22 protein-coding genes are annotated in these 26487 nt (G+C 60.1%); 13 read left to right on the top strand and 9 right to left on the bottom strand.

The genetic code is table 11. From position 1 onward, the window contains the following. Positions 1-110: 110 nt before the first annotated feature. The 6 genes from lepA to pdxJ all read left to right on the top strand — a co-directional run bounded on the left by lepA (position 111) and on the right by pdxJ (position 6343). Entirely contained in the window at positions 111-1910 is a 1800-nt protein-coding gene (gene lepA, locus E3W21_RS07455) for a translation elongation factor 4 (RefSeq protein WP_129441448.1), read from the top strand. A gap of 5 nt (positions 1911-1915) precedes the next feature. Continuing rightward, entirely contained in the window at positions 1916-2770 is an 855-nt protein-coding gene (lepB, locus tag E3W21_RS07450; RefSeq protein WP_134418935.1) for a signal peptidase I, read from the top strand. Positions 2771-2954: 184 nt separating this feature from the next. Next, positions 2955-3644: a ribonuclease III gene (gene rnc, locus E3W21_RS07445; protein WP_033053426.1), complete on the top strand. Its 690-nt coding sequence runs from the start codon at positions 2955-2957 to the stop codon at positions 3642-3644. Next, on the top strand, positions 3637-4539 hold the full coding sequence (gene era / locus E3W21_RS07440) for a GTPase Era (protein ID WP_008151577.1): 903 nt from the start codon (positions 3637-3639) through the stop codon (positions 4537-4539). The genes rnc and era overlap by 8 nt, the downstream gene beginning before the upstream one ends. Before the next feature lie 167 nt (positions 4540-4706). Then, on the top strand, positions 4707-5390 hold the full coding sequence (gene recO / locus E3W21_RS07435) for a DNA repair protein RecO (protein WP_129441452.1): 684 nt from the start codon (positions 4707-4709) through the stop codon (positions 5388-5390). Positions 5391-5599: 209 nt separating this feature from the next. After that, on the top strand, positions 5600-6343 hold the full coding sequence (gene pdxJ / locus E3W21_RS07430) for a pyridoxine 5'-phosphate synthase (RefSeq protein ID WP_129441454.1): 744 nt from the start codon (positions 5600-5602) through the stop codon (positions 6341-6343). 126 nt (positions 6344-6469) lie between these two features. Here pdxJ and mltF read toward each other — a convergent pair whose 3' ends face one another. Next, entirely contained in the window at positions 6470-7930 is a 1461-nt protein-coding gene (mltF, locus tag E3W21_RS07425) for a membrane-bound lytic murein transglycosylase MltF (RefSeq protein ID WP_134418934.1), read from the bottom strand. 274 nt (positions 7931-8204) lie between these two features. On the opposite strand from mltF, the gene purL reads away from it, so the two are divergent. Together purL and E3W21_RS07415 are read left to right on the top strand one after the other, a co-directional pair. Next, positions 8205-12101 carry a phosphoribosylformylglycinamidine synthase gene (gene purL / locus E3W21_RS07420; protein ID WP_134418933.1) on the top strand — a complete coding sequence of 1299 codons (3897 nt, stop codon included), beginning with the start codon at positions 8205-8207 and terminating at the stop codon, positions 12099-12101. Between the two features lie 20 nt (positions 12102-12121). Further along, positions 12122-12433, top strand: a complete 312-nt coding sequence (locus E3W21_RS07415) for a YqfO family protein (protein WP_129441460.1) — start codon at positions 12122-12124, stop codon at positions 12431-12433. A gap of 197 nt (positions 12434-12630) precedes the next feature. On the opposite strand, the gene nagE is transcribed toward E3W21_RS07415, so the two are convergent. The 7 genes from nagE to E3W21_RS07380 all read right to left on the bottom strand — a co-directional run bounded on the left by nagE (position 12631) and on the right by E3W21_RS07380 (position 21370). Then, positions 12631-14346: an N-acetylglucosamine-specific PTS transporter subunit IIBC gene (gene nagE / locus E3W21_RS07410; RefSeq protein WP_134418932.1), complete on the bottom strand. Its 1716-nt coding sequence runs from the start codon at positions 14344-14346 to the stop codon at positions 12631-12633. A gap of 46 nt (positions 14347-14392) precedes the next feature. Further along, the gene (gene ptsP / locus E3W21_RS07405) at positions 14393-16909 is read right to left on the bottom strand and encodes a phosphoenolpyruvate--protein phosphotransferase (protein WP_134418931.1); all 2517 of its coding nucleotides are present in this window, start codon (positions 16907-16909) and stop codon (positions 14393-14395) included. Between the two features lie 171 nt (positions 16910-17080). Next, on the bottom strand, positions 17081-18103 hold the full coding sequence (locus tag E3W21_RS07400; RefSeq protein WP_134418930.1) for an SIS domain-containing protein: 1023 nt from the start codon (positions 18101-18103) through the stop codon (positions 17081-17083). Next, positions 18084-19190, bottom strand: coding sequence for an N-acetylglucosamine-6-phosphate deacetylase (nagA, locus tag E3W21_RS07395; protein WP_134418929.1), 1107 nt, complete (start codon positions 19188-19190; stop codon positions 18084-18086). The genes E3W21_RS07400 and nagA overlap by 20 nt, the downstream gene beginning before the upstream one ends. 21 nt (positions 19191-19211) lie before the next feature. Continuing rightward, positions 19212-19943: a GntR family transcriptional regulator gene (locus tag E3W21_RS07390; protein ID WP_134418928.1), complete on the bottom strand. Its 732-nt coding sequence runs from the start codon at positions 19941-19943 to the stop codon at positions 19212-19214. 307 nt (positions 19944-20250) lie between these two features. Then, positions 20251-20754 carry a murein L,D-transpeptidase family protein gene (locus E3W21_RS07385; RefSeq protein WP_129441472.1) on the bottom strand — a complete coding sequence of 168 codons (504 nt, stop codon included), beginning with the start codon at positions 20752-20754 and terminating at the stop codon, positions 20251-20253. A 64-nt stretch (positions 20755-20818) separates the two neighbouring features. After that, the gene (locus E3W21_RS07380) at positions 20819-21370 is read right to left on the bottom strand and encodes an NUDIX hydrolase (RefSeq protein ID WP_033056401.1); all 552 of its coding nucleotides are present in this window, start codon (positions 21368-21370) and stop codon (positions 20819-20821) included. A gap of 304 nt (positions 21371-21674) precedes the next feature. Between E3W21_RS07380 and E3W21_RS07375 the strand changes: the two genes are divergently transcribed. The 5 genes from E3W21_RS07375 to purT all read left to right on the top strand — a co-directional run bounded on the left by E3W21_RS07375 (position 21675) and on the right by purT (position 24963). After that, positions 21675-22274, top strand: a complete 600-nt coding sequence (locus E3W21_RS07375; protein ID WP_134418927.1) for a CoA pyrophosphatase — start codon at positions 21675-21677, stop codon at positions 22272-22274. Positions 22275-22342: 68 nt separating this feature from the next. Beyond that, positions 22343-22867 carry a gamma carbonic anhydrase family protein gene (locus E3W21_RS07370; RefSeq protein WP_007954617.1) on the top strand — a complete coding sequence of 175 codons (525 nt, stop codon included), beginning with the start codon at positions 22343-22345 and terminating at the stop codon, positions 22865-22867. After that, a complete protein-coding gene (locus E3W21_RS07365) occupies positions 22864-23079 on the top strand; it encodes a DUF1289 domain-containing protein (protein ID WP_129441480.1) in 216 nt (71 codons plus the stop codon). The genes E3W21_RS07370 and E3W21_RS07365 overlap by 4 nt, the downstream gene beginning before the upstream one ends. Positions 23080-23214: 135 nt before the next feature. Further along, positions 23215-23682, top strand: coding sequence for a preQ0 transporter (locus E3W21_RS07360; protein ID WP_134418926.1), 468 nt, complete (start codon positions 23215-23217; stop codon positions 23680-23682). A gap of 99 nt (positions 23683-23781) precedes the next feature. Further along, the gene (gene purT / locus E3W21_RS07355) at positions 23782-24963 is read left to right on the top strand and encodes a formate-dependent phosphoribosylglycinamide formyltransferase (RefSeq protein ID WP_134418925.1); all 1182 of its coding nucleotides are present in this window, start codon (positions 23782-23784) and stop codon (positions 24961-24963) included. A 115-nt stretch (positions 24964-25078) separates the two neighbouring features. Here purT and E3W21_RS07350 read toward each other — a convergent pair whose 3' ends face one another. Continuing rightward, positions 25079-26395, bottom strand: coding sequence for an MFS transporter (locus E3W21_RS07350; protein WP_056743381.1), 1317 nt, complete (start codon positions 26393-26395; stop codon positions 25079-25081). Positions 26396-26487 lie beyond the last annotated feature (92 nt).

The following is a 26487-nucleotide window of genomic DNA, read 5'->3' as shown; positions in this document are numbered from 1 at the left end:
TTTTGTAGGCGCCGTCTGACCTGCGAACGTGACGCTTGCGCCGTGGATCAGGTACAATTCCCGGCTATTTTTCGGCGGGCTATGCCTGCAGCCTTTTTGAGTGTTGATCCGTGAGTGATTTGAGTCATATCCGCAATTTCTCCATCATCGCCCACATTGACCATGGCAAGTCGACGCTGGCCGATCGCTTCATCCAGATGTGTGGCGGCCTTGCCGAGCGCGAAATGGAGGCCCAGGTTCTGGACTCCATGGACCTGGAACGTGAACGCGGGATCACCATCAAGGCCCACAGCGTCACCCTGTATTACACCGCTCGCGATGGCATCAAGTACCAGCTGAACTTCATTGACACCCCGGGCCACGTCGACTTCACCTATGAAGTCAGTCGGTCGCTGGCGGCCTGTGAAGGCGCGTTGCTGGTGGTCGATGCCGGTCAGGGCGTTGAAGCGCAGTCGGTAGCCAACTGCTACACCGCGATCGAGCAGGGCCTGGAAGTGATGCCGGTCCTGAACAAGATCGACCTGCCTCAGGCCGATCCGGACCGCGTGAAAGAAGAAATCGAAAAAATCATCGGCATCGATGCCACCGACGCGGTCGAGTGCAGTGCCAAGACCGGTCTGGGCGTCGACGAAGTGCTGGAGCGTCTGGTCAAGACCATTCCTGCGCCGACCGGCAACTATGAAGATCCGCTGCAAGCGTTGATCATCGACTCCTGGTTCGACAACTACCTGGGCGTTGTTTCCCTGGTGCGCGTGCGCCACGGTCGCGTGAAGAAGGGCGACAAGATCCTGGTCAAATCCACCGGCAAGATCCACCTGGTGGACAGCGTCGGTGTCTTCAACCCTAAACACTCCGCGACCGTTGACCTGAAGGCCGGCGAAGTGGGCTTCATCATTGCCGGCATCAAGGACATCCATGGTGCACCGGTCGGTGACACCCTGACCTTGAGCTCCACGCCGGACGTCGACGTGTTGCCTGGTTTCAAGCGCATTCAGCCGCAGGTTTACGCCGGTCTGTTCCCGGTCAGTTCCGACGACTTCGAAGATTTTCGTGAAGCCCTGCAAAAGCTCACGCTCAACGACTCGTCCCTGCAGTACACCCCGGAAAGCTCCGACGCCCTGGGCTTCGGTTTCCGTTGCGGGTTCCTCGGCATGCTGCACATGGAAATCATCCAGGAGCGCCTGGAGCGCGAGTACGACCTGGACCTGATCACCACGGCGCCGACGGTAATTTTCGAGCTGCTGCTGAAAACCGGTGAAACGATTTACGTCGACAACCCGTCGAAGCTGCCAGACCTGTCCTCGATCGAAGACATGCGCGAACCGATCGTGCGGGCCAATATTCTTGTGCCGCAAGAGCACCTGGGCAACGTCATTACCCTGTGCATCGAGAAACGTGGCGTACAGCACGACATGCTGTTCCTCGGTACCCAGGTTCAAGTGACCTACGATTTGCCGATGAACGAAGTGGTCCTGGACTTCTTCGACCGTCTGAAATCCACCAGTCGTGGCTATGCTTCGCTGGATTACCATTTCGATCGTTATCAATCGGCTAATCTGGTGAAACTGGATGTGCTGATCAACGGTGACAAGGTCGACGCCCTGGCGTTGATCGTGCACAAGGATAACGCGCACTACAAAGGTCGCCAGTTGACCGAGAAGATGAAAGAACTGATTCCACGTCAGATGTTCGACGTCGCGATCCAGGCCGCCATTGGCGGGCAGATTATTGCGCGGACCTCTGTCAAGGCACTCAGAAAGAACGTATTGGCCAAATGCTACGGCGGTGACGTTAGCCGTAAGAAGAAACTGCTTGAAAAGCAGAAGGCCGGTAAGAAACGCATGAAGCAAGTCGGTAACGTGGAAATTCCACAAGAAGCCTTCCTTGCAGTGCTCAGGTTGGATAGTTAGGTCCTATGTCACTAAATTTCCCGCTGTTGCTGGTCATCGCCGTGTTCGTCTGCGGCCTGTTGGCGTTGCTCGATCTGGTTTTCCTGGCGCCGCGTCGGCGTGCCGCCATTGCCTCCTATCAGGGCAGTGTCAGTCAGCCTGATGGGATGGTGGTCGAGAAACTGAATAAAGAGCCGCTGCTGGTCGAATACGGCAAGTCGTTCTTCCCGGTGTTGTTCATCGTGCTGGTACTGCGTTCGTTCCTGGTGGAACCGTTCCAGATTCCTTCAGGCTCGATGAAACCGACCCTGGACGTTGGCGACTTCATTCTGGTGAGCAAGTTTTCTTACGGGATCCGCTTGCCGGTGATCGACAAGAAAGTCATCGAAGTGGGTGATCCACAGCGCGGCGATGTGATGGTGTTCCGCTATCCGAGCGATCCGAACGTCAACTACATTAAACGTGTGGTAGGCCTGCCGGGTGACCAGATTCGTTACACCGCCGACAAGCGTCTGTTCGTCAACGGTGAGTCGATTGCCGAACAACTGGTCGGCTCCGAGCCGGGCACGTTGGGCAGCGCCGAGCTCTACAAGGAAAAACTCGGCGCCGCCGAGCACCTGATCCGCAAGGAAATGAGCCGTTACCGCGCAACGCCGGACCATTCGTGGACCGTGCCTGCCGGGCACTACTTCATGATGGGCGACAACCGCGACAACTCGAATGACAGTCGCTACTGGGATGATCCGAGCATTCCCAAGGATCTGCTGGGCATGGTTCCCGACAAGAATATCGTCGGCAAGGCCTTCGCAGTCTGGATGAGCTGGCCGGAACCTAAACTCAGTCACCTGCCGAATTTCTCGCGGGTTGGCCTGATCAAGTAATCACACACGGCGCTGTTGAACACAGCGCCGAATGCATTTCTGGAGTCGGCACAATCGGCCCCGAAAGCATGAAGCCAATGATATTCAGGACGTTATTTTTGAACACAGCGTTAATTGTCCCAAGCCTGCGCCGCATCACGGCGATGGCGGTGGAATCCAACCACGAACTCAGCGTGGGTAAACCGTGAGCGTCTCCTTAAGCCGTCTCGAGCGTCAGCTCGGCTACACCTTCAAGGACCAGGAACTGATGGTCCTTGCCCTGACTCACCGCAGCTTTGCCGGGCGTAACAACGAACGCCTGGAATTCCTCGGTGATGCCATCCTTAACTTTGTCGCTGGCGAGGCGCTGTTCGATCGCTTCCCGCTGGCCCGCGAAGGCCAGTTGTCGCGGTTGCGCGCACGCCTGGTGAAAGGCGAGACCCTGGCCGTACTGGCTCGCGGTTTCGATCTGGGTGAATACCTGCGCCTGGGTTCCGGTGAATTGAAAAGCGGCGGGTTCCGTCGCGAGTCGATTCTGGCCGATGCCCTTGAAGCGCTGATTGGTGCGATCTACCTGGACGCCGGCATGGACATGGCACGCGAACGCGTACTGGCCTGGCTGGCCGGGGAGTTCGAAGGCCTGACGCTGGTCGACACCAACAAAGATCCAAAAACCCGCCTGCAAGAGTTCCTGCAGTCGCGGGGTTGTGAACTGCCGCGTTACGAAGTGGTGGATATCCAGGGTGAGCCGCATTGCCGGACGTTCTTCGTCGAATGTGAAATCACCTTACTGAATGAAAAAAGCCGAGGTCAGGGTGTGAGCCGTCGTATTGCCGAACAGGTAGCGGCCGCCGCAGCACTGATTGCCCTGGGCGTGGAGAATGGCCATGACTGATTCAACTGCAACTCGCTGTGGCTATGTCGCCATCGTCGGCCGTCCCAACGTGGGCAAGTCCACGCTGCTGAACCACATCCTCGGTCAGAAGCTGGCGATCACCTCGCGCAAGCCTCAGACCACTCGCCACAACATGCTCGGCATCAAGACCGAAGGCGCCGTGCAGGCGATCTACGTCGACACCCCGGGCATGCACAAAGGTGGCGAGAAAGCCCTGAACCGCTACATGAACAAGACCGCTTCGGCGGCGTTGAAAGACGTCGACGTGGTGATCTTCGTGGTTGACCGCACCAAGTGGACAGACGAAGACCAGATGGTCCTCGAGCGCGTTCAATACGTGACCGGCCCGCTGATCGTGGCGCTGAACAAGACCGACCGCATCGAAGACAAAGCCGAGCTGATGCCGCACCTGACCTGGTTGCAGGAACAGTTGCCGAACGCGCAGATCATGCCGATCTCGGCCCAGCACGGGCATAACCTCGAAACGCTGGAGCGCGTGATTGCCGGTTACCTGCCGGAAAACGATCACTTCTTCCCGGAAGACCAGATCACCGACCGCAGCAGCCGCTTCCTCGCCGCTGAACTGGTACGTGAGAAAATCATGCGCCAGATGGGCGCCGAGCTGCCGTACCAGATCACCGTTGAAATCGAAGAGTTCAAGCAACAGGGCAAAACCCTGCACATCCATGCCTTGATTCTCGTCGAGCGCGACGGCCAGAAGAAAATCATCATTGGCGACAAGGGCGAGCGGATCAAACGCATCGGCACCGAGGCGCGCAAGGACATGGAGCTGCTGTTCGACTCCAAGATCATGCTCAACCTTTGGGTCAAGGTGAAAGGCGGCTGGTCCGACGATGAACGCGCCTTGCGTTCGCTGGGTTACGGCGACCTGTAAGTCTCGGTTCCAGATACACCAGTGAGCCCCTGTGGGAGCGGGCTTGCTCGCGAATAGGATGTAACATTCAGCATTGATGTTGACTGTTACGTCGCATTCGCGAGCAAGCCCGCTCCCACATTGGTTTTGGGTTGTTTGTAAAATTGCGTTTCTCCATTGAGAACTCCATGTCCCAACCCATCGGCCAACCCGCCTTCGTGCTCCACAGTCGCGCCTACCGCGAAAATAGCGCGCTGGTGGATTTCCTCACGCCGCAAGGTCGGCTGCGGGCGGTGTTGCGTAGTGCTCGGGGCAAGGCCGGGACCCTGGCGCGGCCGTTCGTGCCGCTGGAAGTCGAGTTCCGTGGGCGTGGTGAGTTGAAGAACGTCGGTCGCATGGAAAGCGCCGGTGTTTCAACCTGGCTCAATGGTGAAGCGCTGTTCAGTGGTCTCTACCTCAATGAGCTGTTGATTCGGCTGTTGCCGTCCGAAGACCCGCATCCCGCTGTGTTTGACCACTACGCCGCGACCCTGCTTGCGCTTGCCGAAGGTCGTCCGCTGGAACCGTTGTTGCGTTCCTTCGAGTGGCGGCTGCTCGATGATCTCGGTTATGGCTTCGCCCTGGCCACCGACATCCATGGCGATCCCATCGCGCCGGACGGTCTCTACCGTTTGCAAGTGGATGCGGGGCTCGAACGGGTCTACCTGCTGCAACCCGGTCTGTTCAACGGCACCGAACTGTTGGCCATGGCCGATGCAGATTGGTCAGCCCCTGGCGCACTATCGGCAGCCAAGCGATTGATGCGCCAGGCACTGGCCGTTCATCTGGGCGGTCGTCCCTTGGTGAGTCGCGAGTTGTTTCGCAAGCCATAGGGTCTGTTGATGCTTGGCAGCGGCCGCGACGGATGACCACTTGGCGCAGGGCTGCGTTGCTCGGAACTTATTTGGAACAACCAAACTACGTTCCTCGCGCCTTGCCCTGCACCAAGTGGTCATCCGTCGCGGCCGCTGCCAAACATCAACAGACCCTATCTCCCCGTGTATGCTGTGCGCCGAACTTTTCCATTTTCAGGAGCGCTTCCGTGACCACCAGCAATCGCATTCTTCTTGGCGTGAACATCGACCATGTTGCCACCCTGCGTCAGGCCCGGGGCACGCGCTATCCGGATCCGGTCAAGGCAGCACTGGACGCGGAAGAGGCGGGCGCTGACGGCATTACCGTGCACCTGCGCGAAGACCGTCGGCACATTCAGGAGCGCGACGTGTTGCTGCTCAAGGATGTGCTGCAAACCCGCATGAACTTCGAAATGGGCGTAACCGAAGAAATGATGGCGTTCGCCGAACGCATTCGTCCGGCGCACATTTGCCTGGTGCCGGAAACCCGTCAGGAGCTGACGACCGAAGGTGGTCTGGACGTGGCGGGGCAGGAAGCGCGGATCAAGGCTGCGGTGGATCGCCTGGCGAAAATCGGCTGTGAAGTGTCGCTGTTCATTGATGCTGACGAGCGGCAGATTGAAGCGTCCCATCGTGTTGGTGCGCCGGCTATTGAGCTGCATACCGGTCGTTATGCCGATGCCGAGACGCCGACCGATGTGGCTGAAGAGCTCAAGCGTGTGGCGGATGGCGTGGCGTTTGGTCTGGCTCAAGGTTTGATCGTCAACGCTGGCCACGGTCTGCACTATCACAACGTTGAAGCTGTCGCGGCGATCAAAGGCATCAACGAACTGAACATCGGCCACGCGCTGGTGGCTCATGCGTTGTTCGTCGGGTTCAAGTCGGCGGTGTCGGAGATGAAGGCATTGATCCTGGCCGCCGCAAAAGCCTAAAGCCAAACACCAAACCCTGTGGGAGCGGGCTTGCTCGCGAATGCGGTTTAACATTCAACATCTTCGTTGACTGATACACCGCTTTCGCGAGCAAGTCCGCTCCCACATTGGATCTAGGTTGTTCTGTTAGAGCTGTGGGGTGTCCTGATTCGGTTTGGTCTTGTCGACCCCCGGCACATGCAGGTTGCCCTCGGCGACCTGATTGCCTTCCAGCTGCGGCTGCGTCACCCACGTCAGGATGTCGTAGTAGCGGCGGATGTTCGCCACAAAGTGAACGGGTTCGCCGCCACGGGCATAGCCGTAACGGGTTTTGCTGAACCACTTCTTCTCGGACAGGCGCGGCAGGATTTTTTTCACGTCCAGCCACTTGTCCGGGTTCAGTCCTTCCTTGGCCGCCAGTTTGCGCGCGTCATCCAGGTGACCGCTGCCAACGTTGTAGGCCGCCAGTGCAAACCAGGTGCGATCCGGCTCCTGGATCGACTCATCCAGCTGATCCTTCATGTAGGCCAGGTACTTGGCGCCCCCCATGATGCTTTGTTTGGGGTCCAGTCGATTGGACACGCCCATGGCCTGCGCGGTGTTCTGGGTCAGCATCATCAGGCCGCGCACGCCGGTCTTCGATGTGACGGCCGGTTGCCATAGCGATTCCTGATAGCCGACCGCTGCCAGCAGGCGCCAATCGACTTTCTCTTTCTTGGCGTACGCCTTGAAGTGCTGCTCATATTTGGGCAGACGTTGCTGCAAGTGTTGGGCGAAGGTGGTGGCGCCCATGTAACCCAGTACATCGACATGCCCGTAATAGCGGTCTTTGAGACGTTGCAGGGTGCCGTTTTTCTTCACCTTGTCTAGGTAGTCGTTGATCTCGTTGAGCAAGCTGTTGTCGTCGCCAGCGGCCACTGCCCAGCTCTGGTTGCTGGCGTCACCGAGGTCGAAGGCTACCCGTACGTTGGGGAAGTAGACCTGGTTCATCGCGACTTCGTTTGAATCGACCAGGGTCAGGTCTATCTGATCTTCATCGACCATCCGCAGCAAGTCGACGACTTCAACGGCGTCGGACTCTTCGTATTCAATGCCGGGATATTTCTTTTTCAGCTCCGCCAATTGCTCGGCGTGGGTGCTGCCCTTGAGCACCATGATCTTCTTGCCCACCAGATCCTTCGCTTCGGTGGGCCGCGATTGGCCGTTGCGATAGATGATCTGCGGGGTGACTTCGAGGTAAGAGTGGGAAAACCGCACCTGCTGTTTGCGTTTGTCGCTGCTGACCAGGCCGGCAGCAGCGATCACCGGGCCGTTGGGTTTGCCCACCTGATTAAACAAGTCGTCGAGGTTGTCCGCGGTTTCGATTTTGAGTTCCACCCCCAGATCTTCGGCGAAGCGCTTCACCAGCTCGTATTCGAAGCCGGTTTCACCGTTGCGATCCTGAAAGTAGGTGGCGGGGCTGTTACGGGTAACCACCCGCAGCACGCCATCCTCCTTTACGCGCTCCAGCGTGTTGGGTTTATCAACACAGCCACTGAGCATCAGGAAGAGTCCGGTTGCGATCAGCCATTTGGCGTACCGCGGACGCAAAGCCGTTGGGGAAAACATCTGCGCAGTATACGCAAAGGACCACGAGCGCCATATCTCGACAGCGAAGGGCTTGTCTGCTAGGCAACTGAAAACCGCTCCGGAGCCCGCAGGAATGGGCCCGAGCAGCATTTTGTGACAGAAAAAATAACGCTCGGCGCGCACCGGTTTGCTGTCCGAACACCCGGCCCGACGCCCGGGTGCAGCCGCCCGTACCGTTTCGGGTGATGTCGCGGCCTGTTTAGGCTAGAATGCACGGCCTCAAAGCACACCCCTTCCCGAGGCTGTCCCGAAGATGTTGATCCTGCGCGGCGCTCCTGCCCTTTCTGCCTTTCGCCACAGCAAACTCCTTGAGCAACTGAGCCAGAAGGTCCCGGCTGTCAGCGGCTTGTATGCTGAATTCGCTCACTTCGCCGAAGTTACCGGCGTCCTGACCGGCGACGAACAGCAGGTGCTCGCGCGCCTTCTGAAGTACGGCCCAAGTGTTCCGGTACAAGAGCCAACCGGTCGTCTGTTCCTGGTGTTGCCGCGGTTCGGCACCATCTCGCCATGGTCCAGTAAAGCCAGCGACATCGCTCGCAACTGCGGCCTGACGAAAATCCAGCGTCTTGAACGCGGTATCGCCTTCTACGTCGCCGGCCAGTTCAGCGACGCCGAAGCGCAGCTGATCGCAGGCGCGCTGCACGACCGCATGACCCAGATCGTCCTCGGCAACCTTGAACAAGCCGCCGGCCTGTTCAGCCATGCCGAGCCAAAGCCCCTGACCGCGATCGACGTGCTGGGTGGCGGCCGCGCCGCGCTGGAAAAAGCCAACACCGAGCTGGGCCTGGCCCTGGCCGAAGACGAGATCGACTACCTGGTCAACGCCTTCGTCGGCTTGAAGCGCAACCCGCACGACATCGAACTGATGATGTTCGCCCAGGCGAACTCCGAGCACTGCCGTCACAAGATCTTCAACGCCAGTTGGGATATCGACGGTCAGAGCCAGGAAAAAAGCCTGTTCGGCATGATCAAGAACACCTACGTGATGCACAGCGAAGGCGTTCTGTCGGCTTATAAGGACAACGCTTCGGTGATCGTCGGCAACGTCGCCGGCCGTTTCTTCCCGGACCCTGAAACCCGCCAATACGGTGCGGTGCAGGAGCCGGTGCACATCCTGATGAAAGTCGAAACACACAACCACCCGACCGCGATTGCCCCGTTCCCGGGCGCATCCACCGGTTCCGGTGGCGAGATTCGTGACGAAGGCGCAACCGGTCGCGGTGCCAAGCCAAAGGCTGGCCTGACCGGTTTCACCGTGTCCAACCTGCAAATCCCGGGCTTCGAACAGCCGTGGGAAGTGCCGTACGGCAAGCCTGAGCGCATTGTCACCGCGCTGGATATCATGATCGAAGGCCCACTGGGTGGCGCCGCGTTCAACAACGAATTCGGTCGTCCGGCCCTGACCGGTTACTTCCGTACCTTCGAACAGTCGATCACCACCCCGCGTGGCGACGAAGTTCGCGGATACCACAAGCCGATCATGCTGGCCGGCGGTATGGGTAACATTCGTGCCGAACACGTACAGAAAGCCGAAATCACCGTTGGCTCCAAACTGATCGTCCTCGGCGGCCCGGCAATGCTCATCGGCCTGGGCGGCGGCGCCGCTTCCTCCATGGCCACCGGCACCAGCTCGGCAGACCTGGACTTCGCTTCCGTACAGCGCGAAAACCCTGAGATGGAGCGTCGCTGCCAGGAAGTCATCGACCGTTGCTGGCAACTGGGTGACAAGAACCCGATCAGCTTCATCCACGACGTCGGCGCGGGCGGTCTGTCCAACGCCTTCCCGGAACTGGTCAACGACGGCAACCGTGGCGGTCGCTTCGAACTGCGCAACATTCCAAACGACGAGCCGGGCATGGCCCCGCACGAAATCTGGAGTAACGAATCCCAGGAACGCTACGTTCTGGCGGTCGGCCCGGCCGACTTCGAACGCTTCCAGGCGATCTGCGAGCGCGAGCGTTGCCCGTTTGCCGTCGTCGGCGAAGCCACTGCCGAGCCGCAACTGACCGTCACCGACAGTCACTTCGGCAACAGCCCGGTGGACATGCCACTCGAAGTGCTGCTGGGCAAAGCCCCGCGCATGCACCGTTCGGCCGTTCGCGAAAACGAACTGGGCGACGATTTCGATCCGTCGACCCTCGAGATTGCAGGCTGCGTCGAACGCGTTCTGCATCACCCGGCCGTGGCGAGCAAAAGCTTCCTGATCACCATCGGCGACCGCACCATCACCGGCCTCGTGGCCCGTGATCAGATGGTCGGCCCGTGGCAGGTTCCGGTAGCCGACGTTGCCGTCACCGCCACCAGCTTCGATGTTTACACCGGTGAAGCCATGGCCATGGGCGAGCGCACTCCGCTGGCTCTGCTGGACGCTCCGGCGTCGGGCCGTATGGCCATCGGCGAAACCCTGACCAACATCGCGGCTTCGCGCATCAACAAAATCTCCGACATCAAACTGTCGGCCAACTGGATGTCCGCTGCCGGTCACCCAGGCGAAGACGCGCGTCTGTACGACACCGTTAAAGCGGTCGGCATGGAACTGTGTCCAGAACTGGGCATTACCATTCCGGTGGGCAAGGACTCCATGTCCATGGCCACGCGCTGGAACGATGAAGGCGTCGACAAGACCGTGACCTCGCCGATGTCCCTGATCGTGACCGGTTTCGCGCCAGTGGCTGACATCCGTCAGACCCTGACGCCGGAACTGCGCATGGACAAGGGCACCACCGACCTGATCCTGATCGATCTGGGCCGCGGCCAAAACCGCATGGGCGCCTCGATCCTGGCCCAGGTTCACGGCAAACTCGGTTCGCAAGCGCCGGACGTCGACGATGCCGAAGACCTCAAAGCCTTCTTCGCCGTGATCCAGGGCCTCAACGCCGACGGTCACCTGCTGGCTTACCACGACCGTTCCGACGGTGGTCTGCTGACCAGCACCGTGGAAATGGCCTTCGCCGGCCACTGCGGTCTGAGCCTGAACCTCGACGGTCTGGCAGAAACCTCCGCCGACATCGCAGCAATCCTGTTCAACGAAGAACTGGGTGCCGTGATCCAGGTTCGTCAGGACGCTACTCCAGACATCCTTGCGCAGTTCAGCGCTGCCGGTCTGGGCGAGTGCGTGTCGGTGATCGGTCAGCCGATGAACAACGGCCAGATCAACATCACCTTCAACGGCGAAACCGTGTTCGAAGGCCAGCGTCGTCTGCTGCAACGTCAGTGGGCTGAAACCAGCTACCAGATCCAGCGTCTGCGTGATAACGCCGACTGCGCCGAACAAGAGTTCGACGTGTTGCTGGAAGAAGACAACCCGGGCCTGAGCGTCAAGCTGAGCTACGACGTCAACCAGGACGTCGCCGCGCCTTACATCAAGAAAGGCATTCGCCCACAAGTTGCCGTGCTGCGTGAGCAGGGCGTCAACGGTCAGGTGGAAATGGCGGCCGCGTTCGACCGCGCCGGTTTCAACGCGATTGACGTGCACATGAGCGACATTCTGGCCGGCCGTGTCGACCTGAACGAGTTCAAAGGCCTGGTGGCGTGCGGTGGTTTCTCCTACGGCGACGTTCTCGGTGCCGGCGAAGGTTGGGCCAAGTCCGCGCTGTTCAACAGCCGCGCTCGCGATGCGTTCCAGGGCTTCTTCGAACGTAACGACAGCTTCACCCTCGGCGTGTGCAACGGTTGCCAGATGATGTCCAACCTGCACGAGCTGATCCCGGGCAGCGAGTTCTGGCCGCACTTTGTGCGTAACCGTTCCGAGCAGTTCGAAGCCCGTGTGGCGATGGTTCAGGTCCAGGAATCGAACTCGATCTTCCTGCAAGGCATGGCCGGTTCGCGTATGCCGATCGCTATTGCTCACGGTGAAGGTCATGCCGAGTTCGCCAGCGAAGAAGCGTTGCTGGAAGCCGATCTGTCGGGTTGCGTGGCGATGCGTTTTGTCGACAACCACGGCAAGGTCACCGAAAACTACCCGGCCAACCCGAACGGCTCGCCGCGCGGGATCACCGGTTTGACCAGCCGCGACGGTCGCGTAACGATCATGATGCCGCACCCGGAACGTGTGTTCCGCGCGGTGCAGAACTCGTGGCGTTCGGAAGACTGGAACGAAGACGCACCTTGGATGCGTATGTTCCGTAATGCGCGCGTCTGGGTAAACTAAAAGCGGGTTAACTAAGCGCCGTGTACAAGCTCAGCTTTTTTGTTCCAACCAGTCACGTCGAAGACGTGAAAAGTGCCGTATTCGCCGCCGGCGGCGGACGAATCGGCGCTTACGACCATTGCGCCTGGCAAGTGCTCGGCCTCGGCCAGTTTCGCCCGTTGGATGGCAGTCAGCCGTTTATTGGTGAAGCGGGGCAGGTCGAGCAGGTTGAGGAATGGAAGGTTGAGCTTGTCGTGGCGGATGAGCTGATTCGCGCTGTGGTGATGGCTCTGAAGCAGAGTCATCCCTATGAGACGCCGGCTTATGAGGTGTGGCGGTTGGAGGATTTCTAGTCTTCCTGGCCGCTGAAATGAAAAACCCGCTGAATTTGCGTTCAGCGGGTTTTTTGTTGCCTGAACAATCAATGAATGCATACACCCCTTGTAGGAGCTGTCGAGTGAAACGAGGCTGCGATCTTTTGATTTTGATTTTTCAAGATCAAAAGATCGCAGCCTCGTTTCACTCGACAGCTCCTACAGAGGGCGTGGGTTTAAACCTTGGCACTCACCTCACTGCGATTCACCAACGCATTCAGCGCATCATTCAAACTCGACGCCTTGTCGCCAACCAACAGATGCCAAACCCCACCTTCCAACTGACTCATACCCTGGCATCCCAGCGCCTTCAGATCACATTCCGACAACGCCTTGCCATCCGCCAGTTGCAATCGAATCCGGGTCATGGCGATGCAATCCATCTGCAACACATTCTCGCCGCCACCCAAAGCGTTCAGCCATTGCTGTGCTTCTGAATTCGCCACCACCGCAGGTTTCGGCGCATCGATCACCGCAGCGGGGGAGGAAATGATCGCGCGCCCCAACGCAGGCATCGCCAAGCGAATCTCATCGGCAATGCTGTCGGCCATCGGCCCGACCACGACCTGCAAACTCCCACCCTTGCCCGGACGCACCACCGCCATCGCACCCAGCGCTTTCAACTCCGCATCGTTTGCCTTGTTGCGATCCACCATGTCCAGCCGCAACCGGGTGGTGCACGCACCCACGGTGATCAAATTCTGCGCACCACCCAGCGCCTTGATGTAAGCCCCGGCCCGTTCATTCTCGGCGATGACTACTTTGTCGCCCTTCAGAACATCTTCGCGCCCTGGCGTCTTCAAGTTGAAACGACGAATGCAGAAATCAAACACCACGTAGTAGATCACCGCATACGCCAGGCCGACCGGTACCATCAACCAGCCGTTGGTGGATTTTCCCCAGCCGAGAATCATGTCGATCAAACCACCGGAAAACGTAAACCCGAGGTGAATGTTCAGCAGGTTGGTGATCGCCATCGACAGGCCAGTCAGCAACGCATGCACGAGATAAAGCAGCGGCGCGAGGAACATGAAGGCGAATTCTATCGGCTCAGTCACACCGGTTAAAAACGACGTCAGCGCCATCGACAGGAAGATCCCGCCCATGACTTTGCGGCGCTCCGGCAAAGCATTGCGGTACATCGCCAGGCAGGCGGCCGGGAGGCCGAAGATCATCATCGGGAACATGCCAGTCATGAACTGGCCGCCCTTCGGGTCACCGGCGAAGTAGCGCGACAGGTCGCCGGTGACGATGGCGCCCGTGGTCGGATCAGTGAAGTTGCCGAAGACGAACCACGCCATGTTGTTGAGGATGTGGTGCAGCCCGGTGACGATCAGCAGGCGGTTGAAAACGCCAAAGACGAACGCGCCGAAGCTGCCGCTTTCCATCATCAACGTGCCGAAACTGTTGATGCCATGCTGGATGGGTGGCCAGATCAAGCCGAAGATGACGCCCAGGCCGACGGCGGCGAACCCGGTGACAATCGGCACGAAGCGCCGGCCGCCAAAGAACGCCAGGTACTCCGGCAGTTTGATGTCCTTGAAACGGTTGTACAGCGCGCCCGCCATCAGGCCGCTGACGATCCCGGCGAGCATGCCCATGTTGATGCTCGCGTCGAGCACCTTGAGGGTGGAGATCATCACCAGATAGCCAATGACTCCGGCGAGGCCTGCGGTGCCGTTGTTGTCCTTGGCGAAACCGACCGCGATGCCGATGGCGAAGATCATCGCCAGGTTGGCGAAGATGACTTGGCCGGCGTCGTGGATGATCGCGATGTTCAGCAGGTCGGTGTCGCCCAGGCGCAGCAACAGGCCGGCGATCGGCAGGATCGCGATCGGCAGCATCAGCGCGCGGCCGAGGCGTTGCAGGCCTTCGATGAAGTATTGGTACATGGCGGTTCTCCCTGTGTTCTTTTTGTTTTAGAGCTGTTGTAGTTGTTCAGCTCAGAGGCCATTGCTGGTGACAGGCGTGACGCACAGCTGCGGCGCTGCTCAACTTGAGCAGGTTCTGGCTGATGCGTCGGCATTCGGCGGCGTCGAGGTGACGGACGCGGTCCTTGATTTCTCCGATCTGCACCGGGCTGACCGACAACTCGCTGACGCCCAGGCCGATCAGTACCGGCGTGGCCAGCGGATCGGAGGCCAGCGCGCCGCAGACACCGACCCAACGGTTATGCACCGCAGCACCGGCGCAGGTCTGGGCGATCAGCCGCAGCAGCGCCGGGTGCATGGCGTCGACCCGCGAAGCGAGGCCAGCGTGGTCGCGGTCCATGGCCAAGGTGTATTGCGACAAGTCGTTGGTGCCGATGGACAGGAAGTCCGCATGCTCTGCAAGCTGCTCGGCCAGCAGTGCGGCGGCGGGGACTTCGATCATCACGCCCAGCTCCGGGCGCTCACTCACACCAAGTTCAGTGCACAACGCGTCGAGACGCTGACGGATGTGCAGCAACTCATCGACTTCGGTCACCATCGGCAACAGGATCCGGCAGCGCGACAGCGGGCTGACATGCAGCAAGGCGCGCAGTTGCTGATCGAGAATTTCCGGACGGACCTGAGCCAGGCGAATACCGCGTAGGCCAAGCACTGGATTGGCCTCAGCCGGTAATGGCAAATAGTCGAGTTGCTTGTCTCCGCCGACGTCGATGGTGCGGATGATCACCGACTTGTCGCCCATGGCATCGAGTACGGCTTGATAGGCAAGACGCTGTTCTTGTTCGTCTGGCGCGGTGTTGCGATCCACAAACAGAAACTCGGTACGCAGTAAGCCGACGCCGTCGGCGCCATTGGCCAGGGCATCAGCCGCTTCGGCGCTGGAAGCCACATTGGCGGCGACTTCAATCTGCAAACCGTCGAGCGTCAGCGCCGGGGTGTGTGCCTGAGCCTGTTGCTCGGCGCGGCGCTGTTGATGATCGAGTTGTGCTTGATGCACTTCGGCCAAACGTTCGGCATTTGGCATCAGTTCGAGGCGAGCACCATCGGCATCCAGCACAACCGCTTGGCCTTGCTGCTGATCCAGCAGCGTAGAACCCAGCGCGACCATGCATGGCAAGCCTTTGCCTCGCGCGAGAATCGCCACGTGGGAAGTCGCGCCGCCCTCGGCCATGCACAACCCGGCGACACCTTGCTGGCTCAGTTGCAGCAGATCGGACGGCGTCAGTTCATGGGCGGCGACGATGGCGCCGGCCGGCACGTCGTAGTGCCAGGTTTCGCCGAGCAGGGCACGCAGCACGCGTTGTTTGAGGTCGCGCAGATCGTTGGCGCGTTCGGCCAACAACGGGCTGCTGAGTTGCTGGAGCACCTCGCACTGCACGTCGATCGACTGGCTCCAGGCGTGGGTTGCGGCCATGCCCTGATCGATGGAAGTGTTCGCTGCGTTCAGCAGCGCGGGGTCTTCGAGCAAGGCGAGGTGCGCGGCAAAGATCGCTTCTTCGTCGGTGTTTTTATGTTTCCTGGCTTGGGCCAGCGTGTGGTCGATTTCACTGCGCACAACGGTCAGCGCGGCGTCGAGAACGTGTAGCTGTTGCTCGGGATCATGGTTGCCGGCGTCCACCGGCAGGCTGATAGCGGTCAAGCGGAACAACGGCCCGCCAACCAGACCGGGAGCGGCGCAGACGCCGTGCAGCACACCCGCTTCGGCCGCTCGAGTGCGTTGGGCAATCGGTGTCGGTGCGGCGGCGTGGCTGTCTTCGGCCAGTGCTGTGGATAACGCGATCAGCAACGCTTGCAACGCGGCTTCGGCGTCCGGGCCCTGGCAGCTGACCTGAACCTCGTCCTGCTCGCCGACGGCCAAACCCATCAGTCCGATCAAGCTGTCGCAGGTCGCCGATTTGCCAGCGAAGTGCAGCTGCGATTTGCTCTTGAAACCTTGTGCCGTCTGACGAATCAGCGCTGCCGGACGGGCATGCAAACCGCCACGATGGGCGATGCGAACGTAGCCGTGAATTTCTTCCCCGGAGAGCTCCGCTTCAGCCTGCGCGCCCGACGCGTGCCGACGAATGATGTGCAGCAATGGCTCGCCAACTTTCACCGACTTCAGCGTGATCGGCCGCGCCTGAAAGTCCTGGCTGTTGGTCAGGATCATCAGGCTGACCAGGCTTTTGCACTGTTGCGCGACCTTGTCCAGGTCATAGCGCAACAGCGGCTGGCCGTTGCTGACCCGCGCACCTTCCTTGACCAGCATCGAGAAGCCTTCGCCCTGCAACTCGACGGTGTCGAGGCCCAGGTGCAGCAGCAATTCGGCGCCGTTGTCGGCACGCAATGTGACGGCGTGGCCGGTGCGGGCAACGTGCACCACGATGCCGGCGCACGGGGCGTGGAGGGTGTCGTTCAGCGGATCGATGGCGATCCCGTCGCCCATGGCGCCGCTGGCGAACACCGGGTCCGGGACTTTGGCGAGCGTGAGCACCGGGCCGCTGAGCGGGGCGCTGAGGGTCAGCTCTTTATTATTGTTGTGCATGGCTCGGTCTCATCAGTAAAAACGGTTCGGATCAACTCGCCCCCCCTGTAGGAGCTGTCGAGTGAAACGAGGCTGCGATCTTTTGATCTTGTTTTTAAAAATCTAAAGTCAAAAGATCGCAGCCTCGTTTCACTCGACAGCTCCTACAGAAGTTTTCGTGCGGCCTTCGAGTTAGTGCGTGCGCGTCACTTTGCTCAAATGCCGCGGCTGGTCCGGGTCCATGCCTCGGGCGACGGCCAAACCGGCGGCCATGACGTAGAAACTCTGGATCGCCAGAATCGGGTCGAGGGCCGGGTGTTCGGCGCCGCTCAGGGTGAGGTCGCGTTCGGCAATGTCATCCGGTGCGGCCAGCAAAACGCGGGCACCGCGCTGGCGCATGTCGGCGGCGAGGCTCAGCAAACCGGCCTGCTCGGCACCGCGCGGGGCGAAGATCAGCAGTGGATAATTTTCGTCGATCAACGCCATCGGGCCGTGACGAACCTCGGCGCTACTGAAGGCTTCGGCCTGGATCGCCGAGGTTTCCTTGAATTTCAACGCAGCTTCCTGGGCGATGGCGAAACCGGCGCCACGGCCAATTACCATCAGGCGCTGGCAATCACGCAGGGCATCGATGGCCAGGCTCCAGTCCTGTTTCGCCGCCTCGCGCAAACCTTCCGGCAGCGCGAGACCGGCCTCCAGCAATTGCGCATCCTCTTTCCAGTGGGCGATCAAACGGGCGCTGGCGCTGAGGGTGGCGATAAAACTCTTGGTCGCGGCGACGCTGCTTTCGGTGCCGGCGCACAGCGGCAGGCTGAACTCACACGCGGCCTCCAGCGGCGAACTCTCGGCGTTGACCATCGAGATGCTCAGGGCGCCGCGCTTGCGCAGCAGACGCATGCTGTTCACCAGATCGGGACTTTGCCCGGACTGCGAGAAGGCGAACGCCACTTGGCCGCTGACCTTCAGCGGTGCTTGCAGCATGGTCACCACCGACATCGGCAACGACGCCACCGGGAAGCCCAACTGCTGCATGGTCAGGTAGGCAAAATAACTGGCGGCATGATCGGAGCTGCCGCGAGCGACGGTCATCGCCACTTGCGGTGGCTGACGACGCAGGCGCCCGGCGATCTCGATCATCTGCGGGTCGAGTTGCTGCAATTGGGCTTGCACGGCCTCGAATGAGGACAGCGCCTCTTCAAGCATTTTTGAAGTCAATGTCTTCTCCTTCGACCATGACGGCGGTCAGTGTGAGTGAGCGATCCAGCCGCACGCAGTCGGCCCAGCTGCCGGGTTGCAGGCGCCCGCGTTCGTTGAGGCCGAGGTAGTCGGCGGGGAATTGCGAAAGACGTTGCGAGGCCTCGGCGATCGGCAAACCGATCTTCACCAGATTGCGCAAAGCCTGATCCATGGTCAGCGTGCTGCCGGCCAGAGTGCCGTCGGGCAAGCGCACGCCGCCCAGGCATTTGGTCACGGTGTGGCTGCCAAGCTTGTATTCACCGTCGGGCATGCCGGCGGCGGCGGTGGAGTCGGTGACGCAATACAGGCACGGGATTGAACGCAGGGCCACACGGATGGCGCCGGGGTGCACGTGCAGCAAGTCCGGAATCAACTCGGCGTATTTGGCGTGGGCCAGTGCCGCGCCGACGATGCCCGGCTCGCGGTGATGCAGCGGGCTCATGGCGTTGTAGAGGTGAGTGAAGCTGCTGGCGCCGGCGTTCAGCGCGGCAACGCCTTCCTCGTAACTGCCGAGGGTATGGCCGATTTGCATGCGTACGCCACGAGCGCTGAGGTTGCGGATCAAGGCGTCGTGGCCGGCGATTTCCGGGGCTATGGTGATCACCCGGATCGGCGCCAGTGCCAGATATTCTTCGACTTCGGCCATCAACGCGGTGTGGGCGAAATTCGGTTGGGCGCCGAGTTTGCCGGGGTTGATGTACGGGCCTTCCAGGTGCACGCCGAGGACTCGGGCGCTGCCTTTCAGGCGCTGCTCGCAATACTCGCCGAGGGCTTTAAGCACGCTGGAAATTTCTGCAGGCGGCGCGGTCATGGTGGTCGCCAGCATCGACGTCGTGCCGAAACGCACGTGGGTTTTGGTGATGGTCTCGAAGGCTGGCGCACCTTCCATGATGTCTTTTCCGCCGCCGCCATGAACGTGCAGGTCGATGAAACCCGGCAGCAGGTAAGGCAGGTCGTTGTCGGCCGGATCGCACGGTTGGCCTTCGATCGACACGACCTTGCCGTGTTCGTGAATCAGCCGGCCGCGAACCCAGCCGCGGGCGGTGAGGATGTTGTCTTCGGACATGATCGGTTCTCGTTTGCTTGTCTAGCGACGAAGCTCTGCGACAAAGTCGTAGTAGTCGTTGCGGCAATAGGTGTCGGTGACTTCGATCGGCGTGTTGTCTTCCAGGTACCCGACCCGGGTCATCAGCAGCATGGCGGTGCCGGGCGCGATGCCGACCAGTGCGGCGAATTCGTCCGAGGCGTTGATCGCCTGAATGTGTTGCAGCGCGCGGACGATCGGCTTGCCGATGCCGTCGAGGTATTCGTAGAGGGAGTCGCCCACGGCTTGCGGCTTGGGAATGATCGAGGCGGGCAGGGTGCTCATCTCGATCGCCATCACCGTGTCGTCGGCTTTACGCAGACGTTTGAGCCGCGCGACCTTGTCGTTCGGCGAGAGGCCCAGGCGGATCAGTTCTTCGTGGGTCGGCGGAGTGATTTCACGCTCCAGCCATTGCGAGCCGGGGATGAAGCCCTTCAACCGCAGCATTTCGCTGAAACCCGAGAGGCGCGACAGCGGTTGTTCCAGGCGCGGGGTAATAAAGGTGCCGGAACCCTGGTTGCGGCGGATCAGACCTTGCTCGAACAGAACTTCCAGCGCCTTGCGGGCGGTGACGCGGGAGATGCCCAGCATTTCGCTGAGGTTGCGCTCCGACGGCATGGCCTGTTCGGCTTTCCACTGGCCGGCATGGATCGCCGCTTCCAGATTGCGCGCCAGTTGCAGGTACAACGGCGTGGGCTGGGTGTCGTCAGGGCGTAGGGCCTGGAGGTCATTCATGTAGGTTTGGTCCGATGCGGATATTGGAGAGTTGTCGCCCGGTGGTGGGGTGAAAACTAATACCACTTAAATACCATGTCAATGAGATCACATTGCTGTTGGCGCGGGAAAGCCTGCCCGGATTGATGGGTAATAGAATTTCTGGTTTGAAGTGGTATTAGAGGTGGGAGTTTTGAAAGCAAAGATCGCAGCCTGCGGCAGCTCCTACTGACGGGAGTGGTATCTACCCGGTAGGAGCTGCCGCAGGCTGCGATCTTTTGAATTTATTTTTCGAGGAGCGACCAACGGTAGCCAATTTGCGGGGGGATTACGGACGGATTTCGATCATCGTTCCGTCCGGCACCAAACCCCAGACCTCGCGCATGTCCATGTTGCGCATGGCAATGCAGCCGTCGGTCCAGTCCAGCGTATGGAACAGGTCTTCTGGGTTTTCTTCAGTGTCCGGGGTGCCGTGGATCATGATCATGCCACCGGGTTCGACGCCTTCACGCCGGGAGCGCGCGGAGTCACTGATGTTCGGGTAGGAGATGTGCATCGCCAGATTGAAACGGTCACTGACCTTGCGCCAGTCCAGCCAGTAAAAACCTTCAGGCGTGCGTTTGTCGCCTTCCATGAGTTTCGGGCCGATGGGTCTTTTTCCCAATGAGATGCGATAGGTCTTGATCGGCTTGCCGTCATTGATCAATTGCATTTGGTGGGCGGACTTGAGCACCAGAACTTTTTCGATGACTTTGCCGTCCAGGGTTTCAGCGACGGAAGCCTGGGAGATAGCAACGAACGACAAGCAAAACACGGCAAGCAACCAGCGCATTGAAACGATATCCCTAAGAGGTGTCGCGACTATTTAGTTATAGGTGATTTTAGATCAAGGAGCTTTATGTAATGGCAGGCTGAGCAAGCGGCGGGATCGACTCGGACCGCACGGGGTAGACCTCGGTCCGCCGGTCAGCGAAGAAGCATTCTAAGGTACGGCCCACCGTGCGGAAAGCCAGCTCGGACCAAGGGATGTCGGCTTCTTCGAAAAGCGCTACTTCCAGGCTCTCGGGACCAGCGCAAAAGTCCAGGTCCACCAGCTCGGCGCGGAAGAACACATGCACCTGGCTGATGTGCGGCACGTCGATCAACGTATAGATGCTCAGGTTGCGCACCCGCGCGCAGGCTTCTTCGGCCGTCTCGCGAATGGCCGCCTGCTCGATGGTTTCACCGTTTTCCATGAAACCGGCGGGCAGGGTCCAATAACCGAGCCGAGGCTCGATGGCGCGGCGGCACAGCAAGACCTTGGAGCCCCAGGTCGCCACGCAACCGGCGACGATATTGGGGTTCTGGTAGTGAATCGCCTGACAGCTGTCACAGACAAAACGCAGGCGCGAATCGCCCTCTGGAATGCGCTGGGTCACCGGGTTGCCGCACTGACTGCAAAATTTCATGCTTGGGTTCCTGAATGCTGCGCCTATCTTGGCGTGCGGCGGTGTCTGTCGGCAAGTTGTCGTTTAGCGACATGCAGTGGTTATGGGGTTGGGTGGTCGGTTCGATTGGTGCATGATGCATAGGGTCTGTTGACGTTTGCTGGCGAACTGCGTTGCAGTGCCAACGCGTGCGAGGCAAGGCGCGGGATGCAGCTAATGGCTGTTCCCTTGGCAAATCCCGCAACGCAGCATCGCGCGCGTTGGCGCGCAACGCGGTTGTCAGCAAACGTCAACAGACCCTACGGCCAACAGATCGAGAAGACTCATGCTGGACGAGCTACTGCATCGAGTAAGCAACCACACCCCATGCACATTGGAAACCGATAAACGTTTCCCCGAGGCCGCAGTGCTGGTGCCCATCACTCGCAGTGACGAACCGGAACTGGTTCTGACCCTGCGCGCCAGCGGGCTCTCGACCCATGGCGGCGAAGTCGCCTTTCCCGGCGGGCGGCGCGACCCCGAAGACCCTGACCTGATTTTCACCGCCCTGCGCGAAGCCGAAGAAGAAATCGGCCTGCCGCCGGGGCTGGTCGAAGTGATCGGCCCGCTGAGCCCGTTGATCTCCCTACACGGCATCAAGGTCACACCCTATGTCGGTGTGATTCCGGACTTTGTCGAGTACCGGGCCAACGATGCCGAGATCGCCGCAGTCTTCAGCGTACCGCTGGAGTTCTTCCGCAAGGATCCGCGCGAACACACCCATCGAATCGATTACCAGGGTCACAGTTGGTACGTGCCGAGCTATCGTTATGGCGAGTACAAAATCTGGGGCCTGACGGCGATTATGATCGTCGAGTTGATCAACCTGCTCTATGACGCCAAAATCAGTCTGCATCAACCACCCCAAACGTTTATCAACACCTGAAGCCATCGCTCGTAGGGTGTGAACCCCGCTTTTTGCAAGTGAGCCTGCCTGGCCTTGAGGACAATAAGATGAAATATCGCCTGGGCGACGCCCGCGTCGAAACCCATCCGCAGAGCTGGGTCGCACCCAATGCCGTGCTGGTGGGTAAGGTCAAACTGGAGGAGGGCGCCAACGTCTGGTTCAACGCTGTGCTGCGTGGCGACAACGAACTGATCCTGATCGGCAAGAACAGCAACGTCCAGGACGGCACGGTGATGCACACCGACATGGGTTACCCGCTGACCATCGGCACCGGCGTGACCATCGGCCATAACGCCATGCTTCATGGCTGCACGGTGGGCGATTACAGCTTGATCGGGATTAACGCGGTGATCCTCAACGGCGCGAAAATCGGCAAGAACTGCATCATCGGCGCCAACTCGCTGATCGGTGAGGGCAAGGAGATTCCAGACGGTTCGCTGGTCATGGGTTCCCCCGGCAAAGTGGTGCGCGAGCTGACCGAGCCGCAGAAAAAAATGCTGGAGGCCAGCGCTGCTCACTATGTGCATAACTCGCAACGGTATGCCCGCGATCTGGTTGAGCAGGAAGAATGAGCACGCCCGAGCGCCCGGTTCGATCGCCTTGCGTGAATATCTGCGCGCTGGACGAGGACGATATTTGCACCGGGTGTCAGCGCACAGTGGAAGAGATCACGCGCTGGAGCCGGATGGAAAACGAAGAGCGCCGCAAGGTGTTGGGGTTGTGTCATGAGCGGGCGAAGTCGAGCGGGTTACTTTGGATGATTAACAAAACGCCTGACCTGTAGGAGCTGACGAGTGCAACGAGGCTGCGATCTTTTGATCTTGCCTTTATAAAACAACGTCAAAAGATCGCAGCCTCGTTGCACTCGTCAGCTCCTACGGTACTCTGTGCGCCAAATTGACAGGTATCCCGCCGCCTCATGTTCTTCCTGATCGCTTACATCAGCAGCGTCGTGCTGATCAACTACGCCTTTTCCACTGCCCCGCACCTGGACATCATCTGGTCGGCCTGGGGTGGTTTGGTGTTCGTTTTGCGCGATATGGTGCAAACCCGTTTCGGCCATGGTGCGATCGCGGCGATGCTGGCAGCGCTGGTGTTGTCTTACGTGACGTCCGATCCCTCCATCGCGCTGGCCAGCGCCACGGCGTTCGCGGTATCCGAATGCATCGATTGGCTGGTGTTCAGCATCACCAAGCGTCCCTTGCACGACCGCCTGTGGATAAGTTCGGCCCTGAGCATTCCGCTCGATAGCTTCATTTTCTTCGGCATGATCGATGCGTTCACCCCGGGTGTGATCCTCACCGCCATGGGCTCGAAGTTCGCCGGCGTGACTACCGTGTGGTTGATCATGGCCTGGCGCTTGCGCAAGCAGGCCGTCGTCAGCTGAAGCCAAACCCGCAGGTTCATGTAAAATGCCGCGCTTTCTCCCCATGGGAAGCGCGCCAGGCGCAGCTACCCTCGATGATCCGCTTCTTGAGGACCTGAGATGACCCGTATCGGAACTCCATTGTCGCCAACCGCGACCCGCGTATTGCTGTGTGGCTGTGGCGAGTTGGGCAAGGAAGTGGTGATCGAGCTGCAACGCCTGGGCGTTGAAGTGATTGCCGTGGATCGCTACGCCAATGCGCCTGCCATGCAGGTCGCCCATCGCAGCCATGTGATCAACATGCTCGACGGCGCCGCTCTGCGTGCGGTGATCGAAGCCGAAAAACCGCATTTCATCGTGCCGGAAATCGAAGCCATTGCCACCGCGACCCTCGTGGAGCTGGAAGCCGAAGGCTTCACCGTGATCCCGACCGCTCGCGCCGCGCAGCTGACCATGAACCGCGAAGGCATCCGTCGCCTGGCCGCTGAAGAGCTGGACCTGCCGACCTCGCCGTACCACTTCGCCGACACCTTCGAGGATTACAGCAAGGCAGTCCAGGACCTGGGCTTCCCGTGCGTGGTCAAGCCAGTCATGAGCTCCTCGGGCAAAGGCCAGAGCCTGCTGCGTAGCGTCGATGACGTGCAGAAAGCCTGGGATTACGCTCAAGAAGGCGGCCGCGCCGGTAAAGGCCGCGTGATCGTCGAAGGCTTTATCGACTTCGACTACGAAATCACCCTGTTGACCGTGCGTCACGTTGGCGGCACTACGTTCTGCGCGCCAGTCGGCCACCGTCAGGAGAAGGGCGACTATCAGGAATCCTGGCAGCCACAAGCGATGAGTCCGATTGCCTTGGCCGAATCCGAGCGCGTTGCCAAAGCCGTCACTGAAGCCCTCGGTGGCCGTGGTCTGTTTGGTGTTGAGCTGTTCATCAAAGGCGATCAAGTCTGGTTCAGCGAAGTCTCGCCGCGTCCACATGACACCGGTCTGGTGACGTTGATTTCCCAGGACCTGTCGCAGTTTGCGCTGCACGCACGGGCGATTCTGGGCCTGCCGATTCCATTGATCCGCCAGTTCGGCCCATCGGCTTCGGCGGTGATTCTGGTGGAAGGGCAGTCGACTCAGACGGCTTTCGCCAATCTTGGTGCTGCGTTGAGCGAGCCGGATACAGCGTTGCGTCTGTTCGGCAAGCCTGAGGTCAATGGTCAGCGTCGGATGGGTGTGGCGTTGGCGCGTGATGAGTCAATTGACGCGGCTCGTGCTAAAGCGACCCGTGCTTCTCAGGCTGTTGTTGTAGAGTTGTAAACCGAGTCGCGGCTATCGCGAGCAAGCTCGCTCCCACATGGGAATTGGGGTGTACACACAATCTGTGGCCAACCAAGAACCCTGTGGGAGCGAGCTTGCTCGCGATGGCGATCTGTCAGGCAACCCGATTCAGATCGTTATTGCGCGTTTCCTTCAGGCACAGCACAGCAATCAAACTCAGCACAGCCGCCCCCGACACATACCCGCCGACATAACTCAAACCACCCATCGCCACCAGCTTCTGCGCGAAAAACGGTGCCGCCGAGGCCCCGACAATGCCGCCCAGGTTGTAGGCCGCCGACGCACCGGTATAGCGCACGTGGGTTGGAAACAGCTCCGGCAGCAGCGCGCCCATCGGCGCAAACGTCACGCCCATCAGAAACAGCTCGATGCACAGGAACAGCGCCACGCCCCAGGTCGAACCTTGGGTCAGCAGCGGTTCCATCAGGAAGCCGGACAGAATCGCCAGCACACCGCCGATGATCAGCACCGGTTTGCGCCCGTATCGATCACTGGCCCAGGCCGACAGCGGCGTAGCGGCGGCCATGAACAGCACGGCGAAGCACAGCAGCGCGAGGAAGGTCTCGCGGGTGTAGCCGAGCGTCGACACGCCATAACTCAGCGAAAACACTGTCGAGATATAGAACAGCGCGTAGCACACCACCATCGCCCCGGCACCCAGCAACATCGGCGCCCAGTATTGGCTGAGCAGCTCGACCAGCGGGATCTTCACCCGCTCCTGGCGTGCCATTGCATTGGCAAATACTGGCGTTTCGTGAAGCTTGAGCCGCACGTACAGACCGACCATCACCAGCGCGGCACTGAGCAGGAACGGAATCCGCCAGCCCCACGAGCGGAACTGCTCGTCGTTCAGGGTCATGGCCAGCGTAAGAAACAGCCCATTGGCCGCGAGGAAGCCGATCGAGGGGCCAAGCTGCGGGAACATGCCGAACCAGGCGCGTTTGCCCTTCGGCGCATTCTCCGTCGCCAGCAACGCAGCGCCGCCCCATTCACCGCCCAGTCCCAGGCCTTGGCCGAAGCGCAGCACGCAGAGCAGAATCGGCGCCCAGGCCCCGATGCTGTCGTAACCCGGGAGCACGCCGATCAGCGTGGTGCATACGCCCATCAGCAGCAGCGAGGCAACCAGCGTCGATTTGCGCCCGATGCGGTCACCGAAGTGGCCGAAAAGCGCCGATCCTAGCGGTCGAGCAAGGAAGGCGATGCCGAAGGTGAGGAACGCCGACAGCATCTGGGCCGTGCCGGAGGTCTGCGGAAAAAATACCGGACCGATCACCAGCGCAGCGGCAGTGGCATAGACGTAGAAGTCGTAGAACTCGATGGCGGTGCCGATGAAACTCGCGGTGGCCACTCGGGTGGCGGAGTTCGTCGGTTGCGCAGGCGCGGTGTCGTTATAAGTCGTGCTGGTCGTCATGCAGTTATCCCTGACAGTCATGTGCCCCAGTGGAGCGAATTATTATGGTCGAACACCCAGGGATGTGGGCTTAACGCAGAGTGCGGGTAGCA

It is taken from the genome of Pseudomonas sp. F01002 (assembly GCF_004402115.1).
In the GTDB taxonomy this organism is placed as follows: Bacteria; Pseudomonadota; Gammaproteobacteria; order Pseudomonadales; family Pseudomonadaceae; genus Aquipseudomonas; species Aquipseudomonas frigoris.
This window is presented reverse-complemented; position numbering and strand designations above follow the sequence as displayed.

Coding starts and splice junctions, on each gene's coding strand:
- purT (WP_134418925.1), top strand. CDS start 23,782: ATGACCCGTATCGGAACTCCATTGTCGCCAACCGCGACCCGCGTATTG.
- recO (WP_129441452.1), top strand. CDS start 4,707: ATGTCCCAACCCATCGGCCAACCCGCCTTCGTGCTCCACAGTCGCGCC.
- E3W21_RS07350 (WP_056743381.1), bottom strand. CDS start 26,395: ATGACGACCAGCACGACTTATAACGACACCGCGCCTGCGCAACCGACG.
- nagE (WP_134418932.1), bottom strand. CDS start 14,346: ATGTACCAATACTTCATCGAAGGCCTGCAACGCCTCGGCCGCGCGCTG.
- E3W21_RS07375 (WP_134418927.1), top strand. CDS start 21,675: ATGCTGGACGAGCTACTGCATCGAGTAAGCAACCACACCCCATGCACA.
- mltF (WP_134418934.1), bottom strand. CDS start 7,930: ATGTTTTCCCCAACGGCTTTGCGTCCGCGGTACGCCAAATGGCTGATC.
- E3W21_RS07365 (WP_129441480.1), top strand. CDS start 22,864: ATGAGCACGCCCGAGCGCCCGGTTCGATCGCCTTGCGTGAATATCTGC.
- E3W21_RS07360 (WP_134418926.1), top strand. CDS start 23,215: ATGTTCTTCCTGATCGCTTACATCAGCAGCGTCGTGCTGATCAACTAC.
- E3W21_RS07390 (WP_134418928.1), bottom strand. CDS start 19,943: ATGAATGACCTCCAGGCCCTACGCCCTGACGACACCCAGCCCACGCCG.
- E3W21_RS07380 (WP_033056401.1), bottom strand. CDS start 21,370: ATGAAATTTTGCAGTCAGTGCGGCAACCCGGTGACCCAGCGCATTCCA.
- era (WP_008151577.1), top strand. CDS start 3,637: ATGACTGATTCAACTGCAACTCGCTGTGGCTATGTCGCCATCGTCGGC.
- purL (WP_134418933.1), top strand. CDS start 8,205: ATGTTGATCCTGCGCGGCGCTCCTGCCCTTTCTGCCTTTCGCCACAGC.
- E3W21_RS07385 (WP_129441472.1), bottom strand. CDS start 20,754: ATGCGCTGGTTGCTTGCCGTGTTTTGCTTGTCGTTCGTTGCTATCTCC.
- ptsP (WP_134418931.1), bottom strand. CDS start 16,909: ATGCACAACAATAATAAAGAGCTGACCCTCAGCGCCCCGCTCAGCGGC.
- lepB (WP_134418935.1), top strand. CDS start 1,916: ATGTCACTAAATTTCCCGCTGTTGCTGGTCATCGCCGTGTTCGTCTGC.
- nagA (WP_134418929.1), bottom strand. CDS start 19,190: ATGTCCGAAGACAACATCCTCACCGCCCGCGGCTGGGTTCGCGGCCGG.
- E3W21_RS07370 (WP_007954617.1), top strand. CDS start 22,343: ATGAAATATCGCCTGGGCGACGCCCGCGTCGAAACCCATCCGCAGAGC.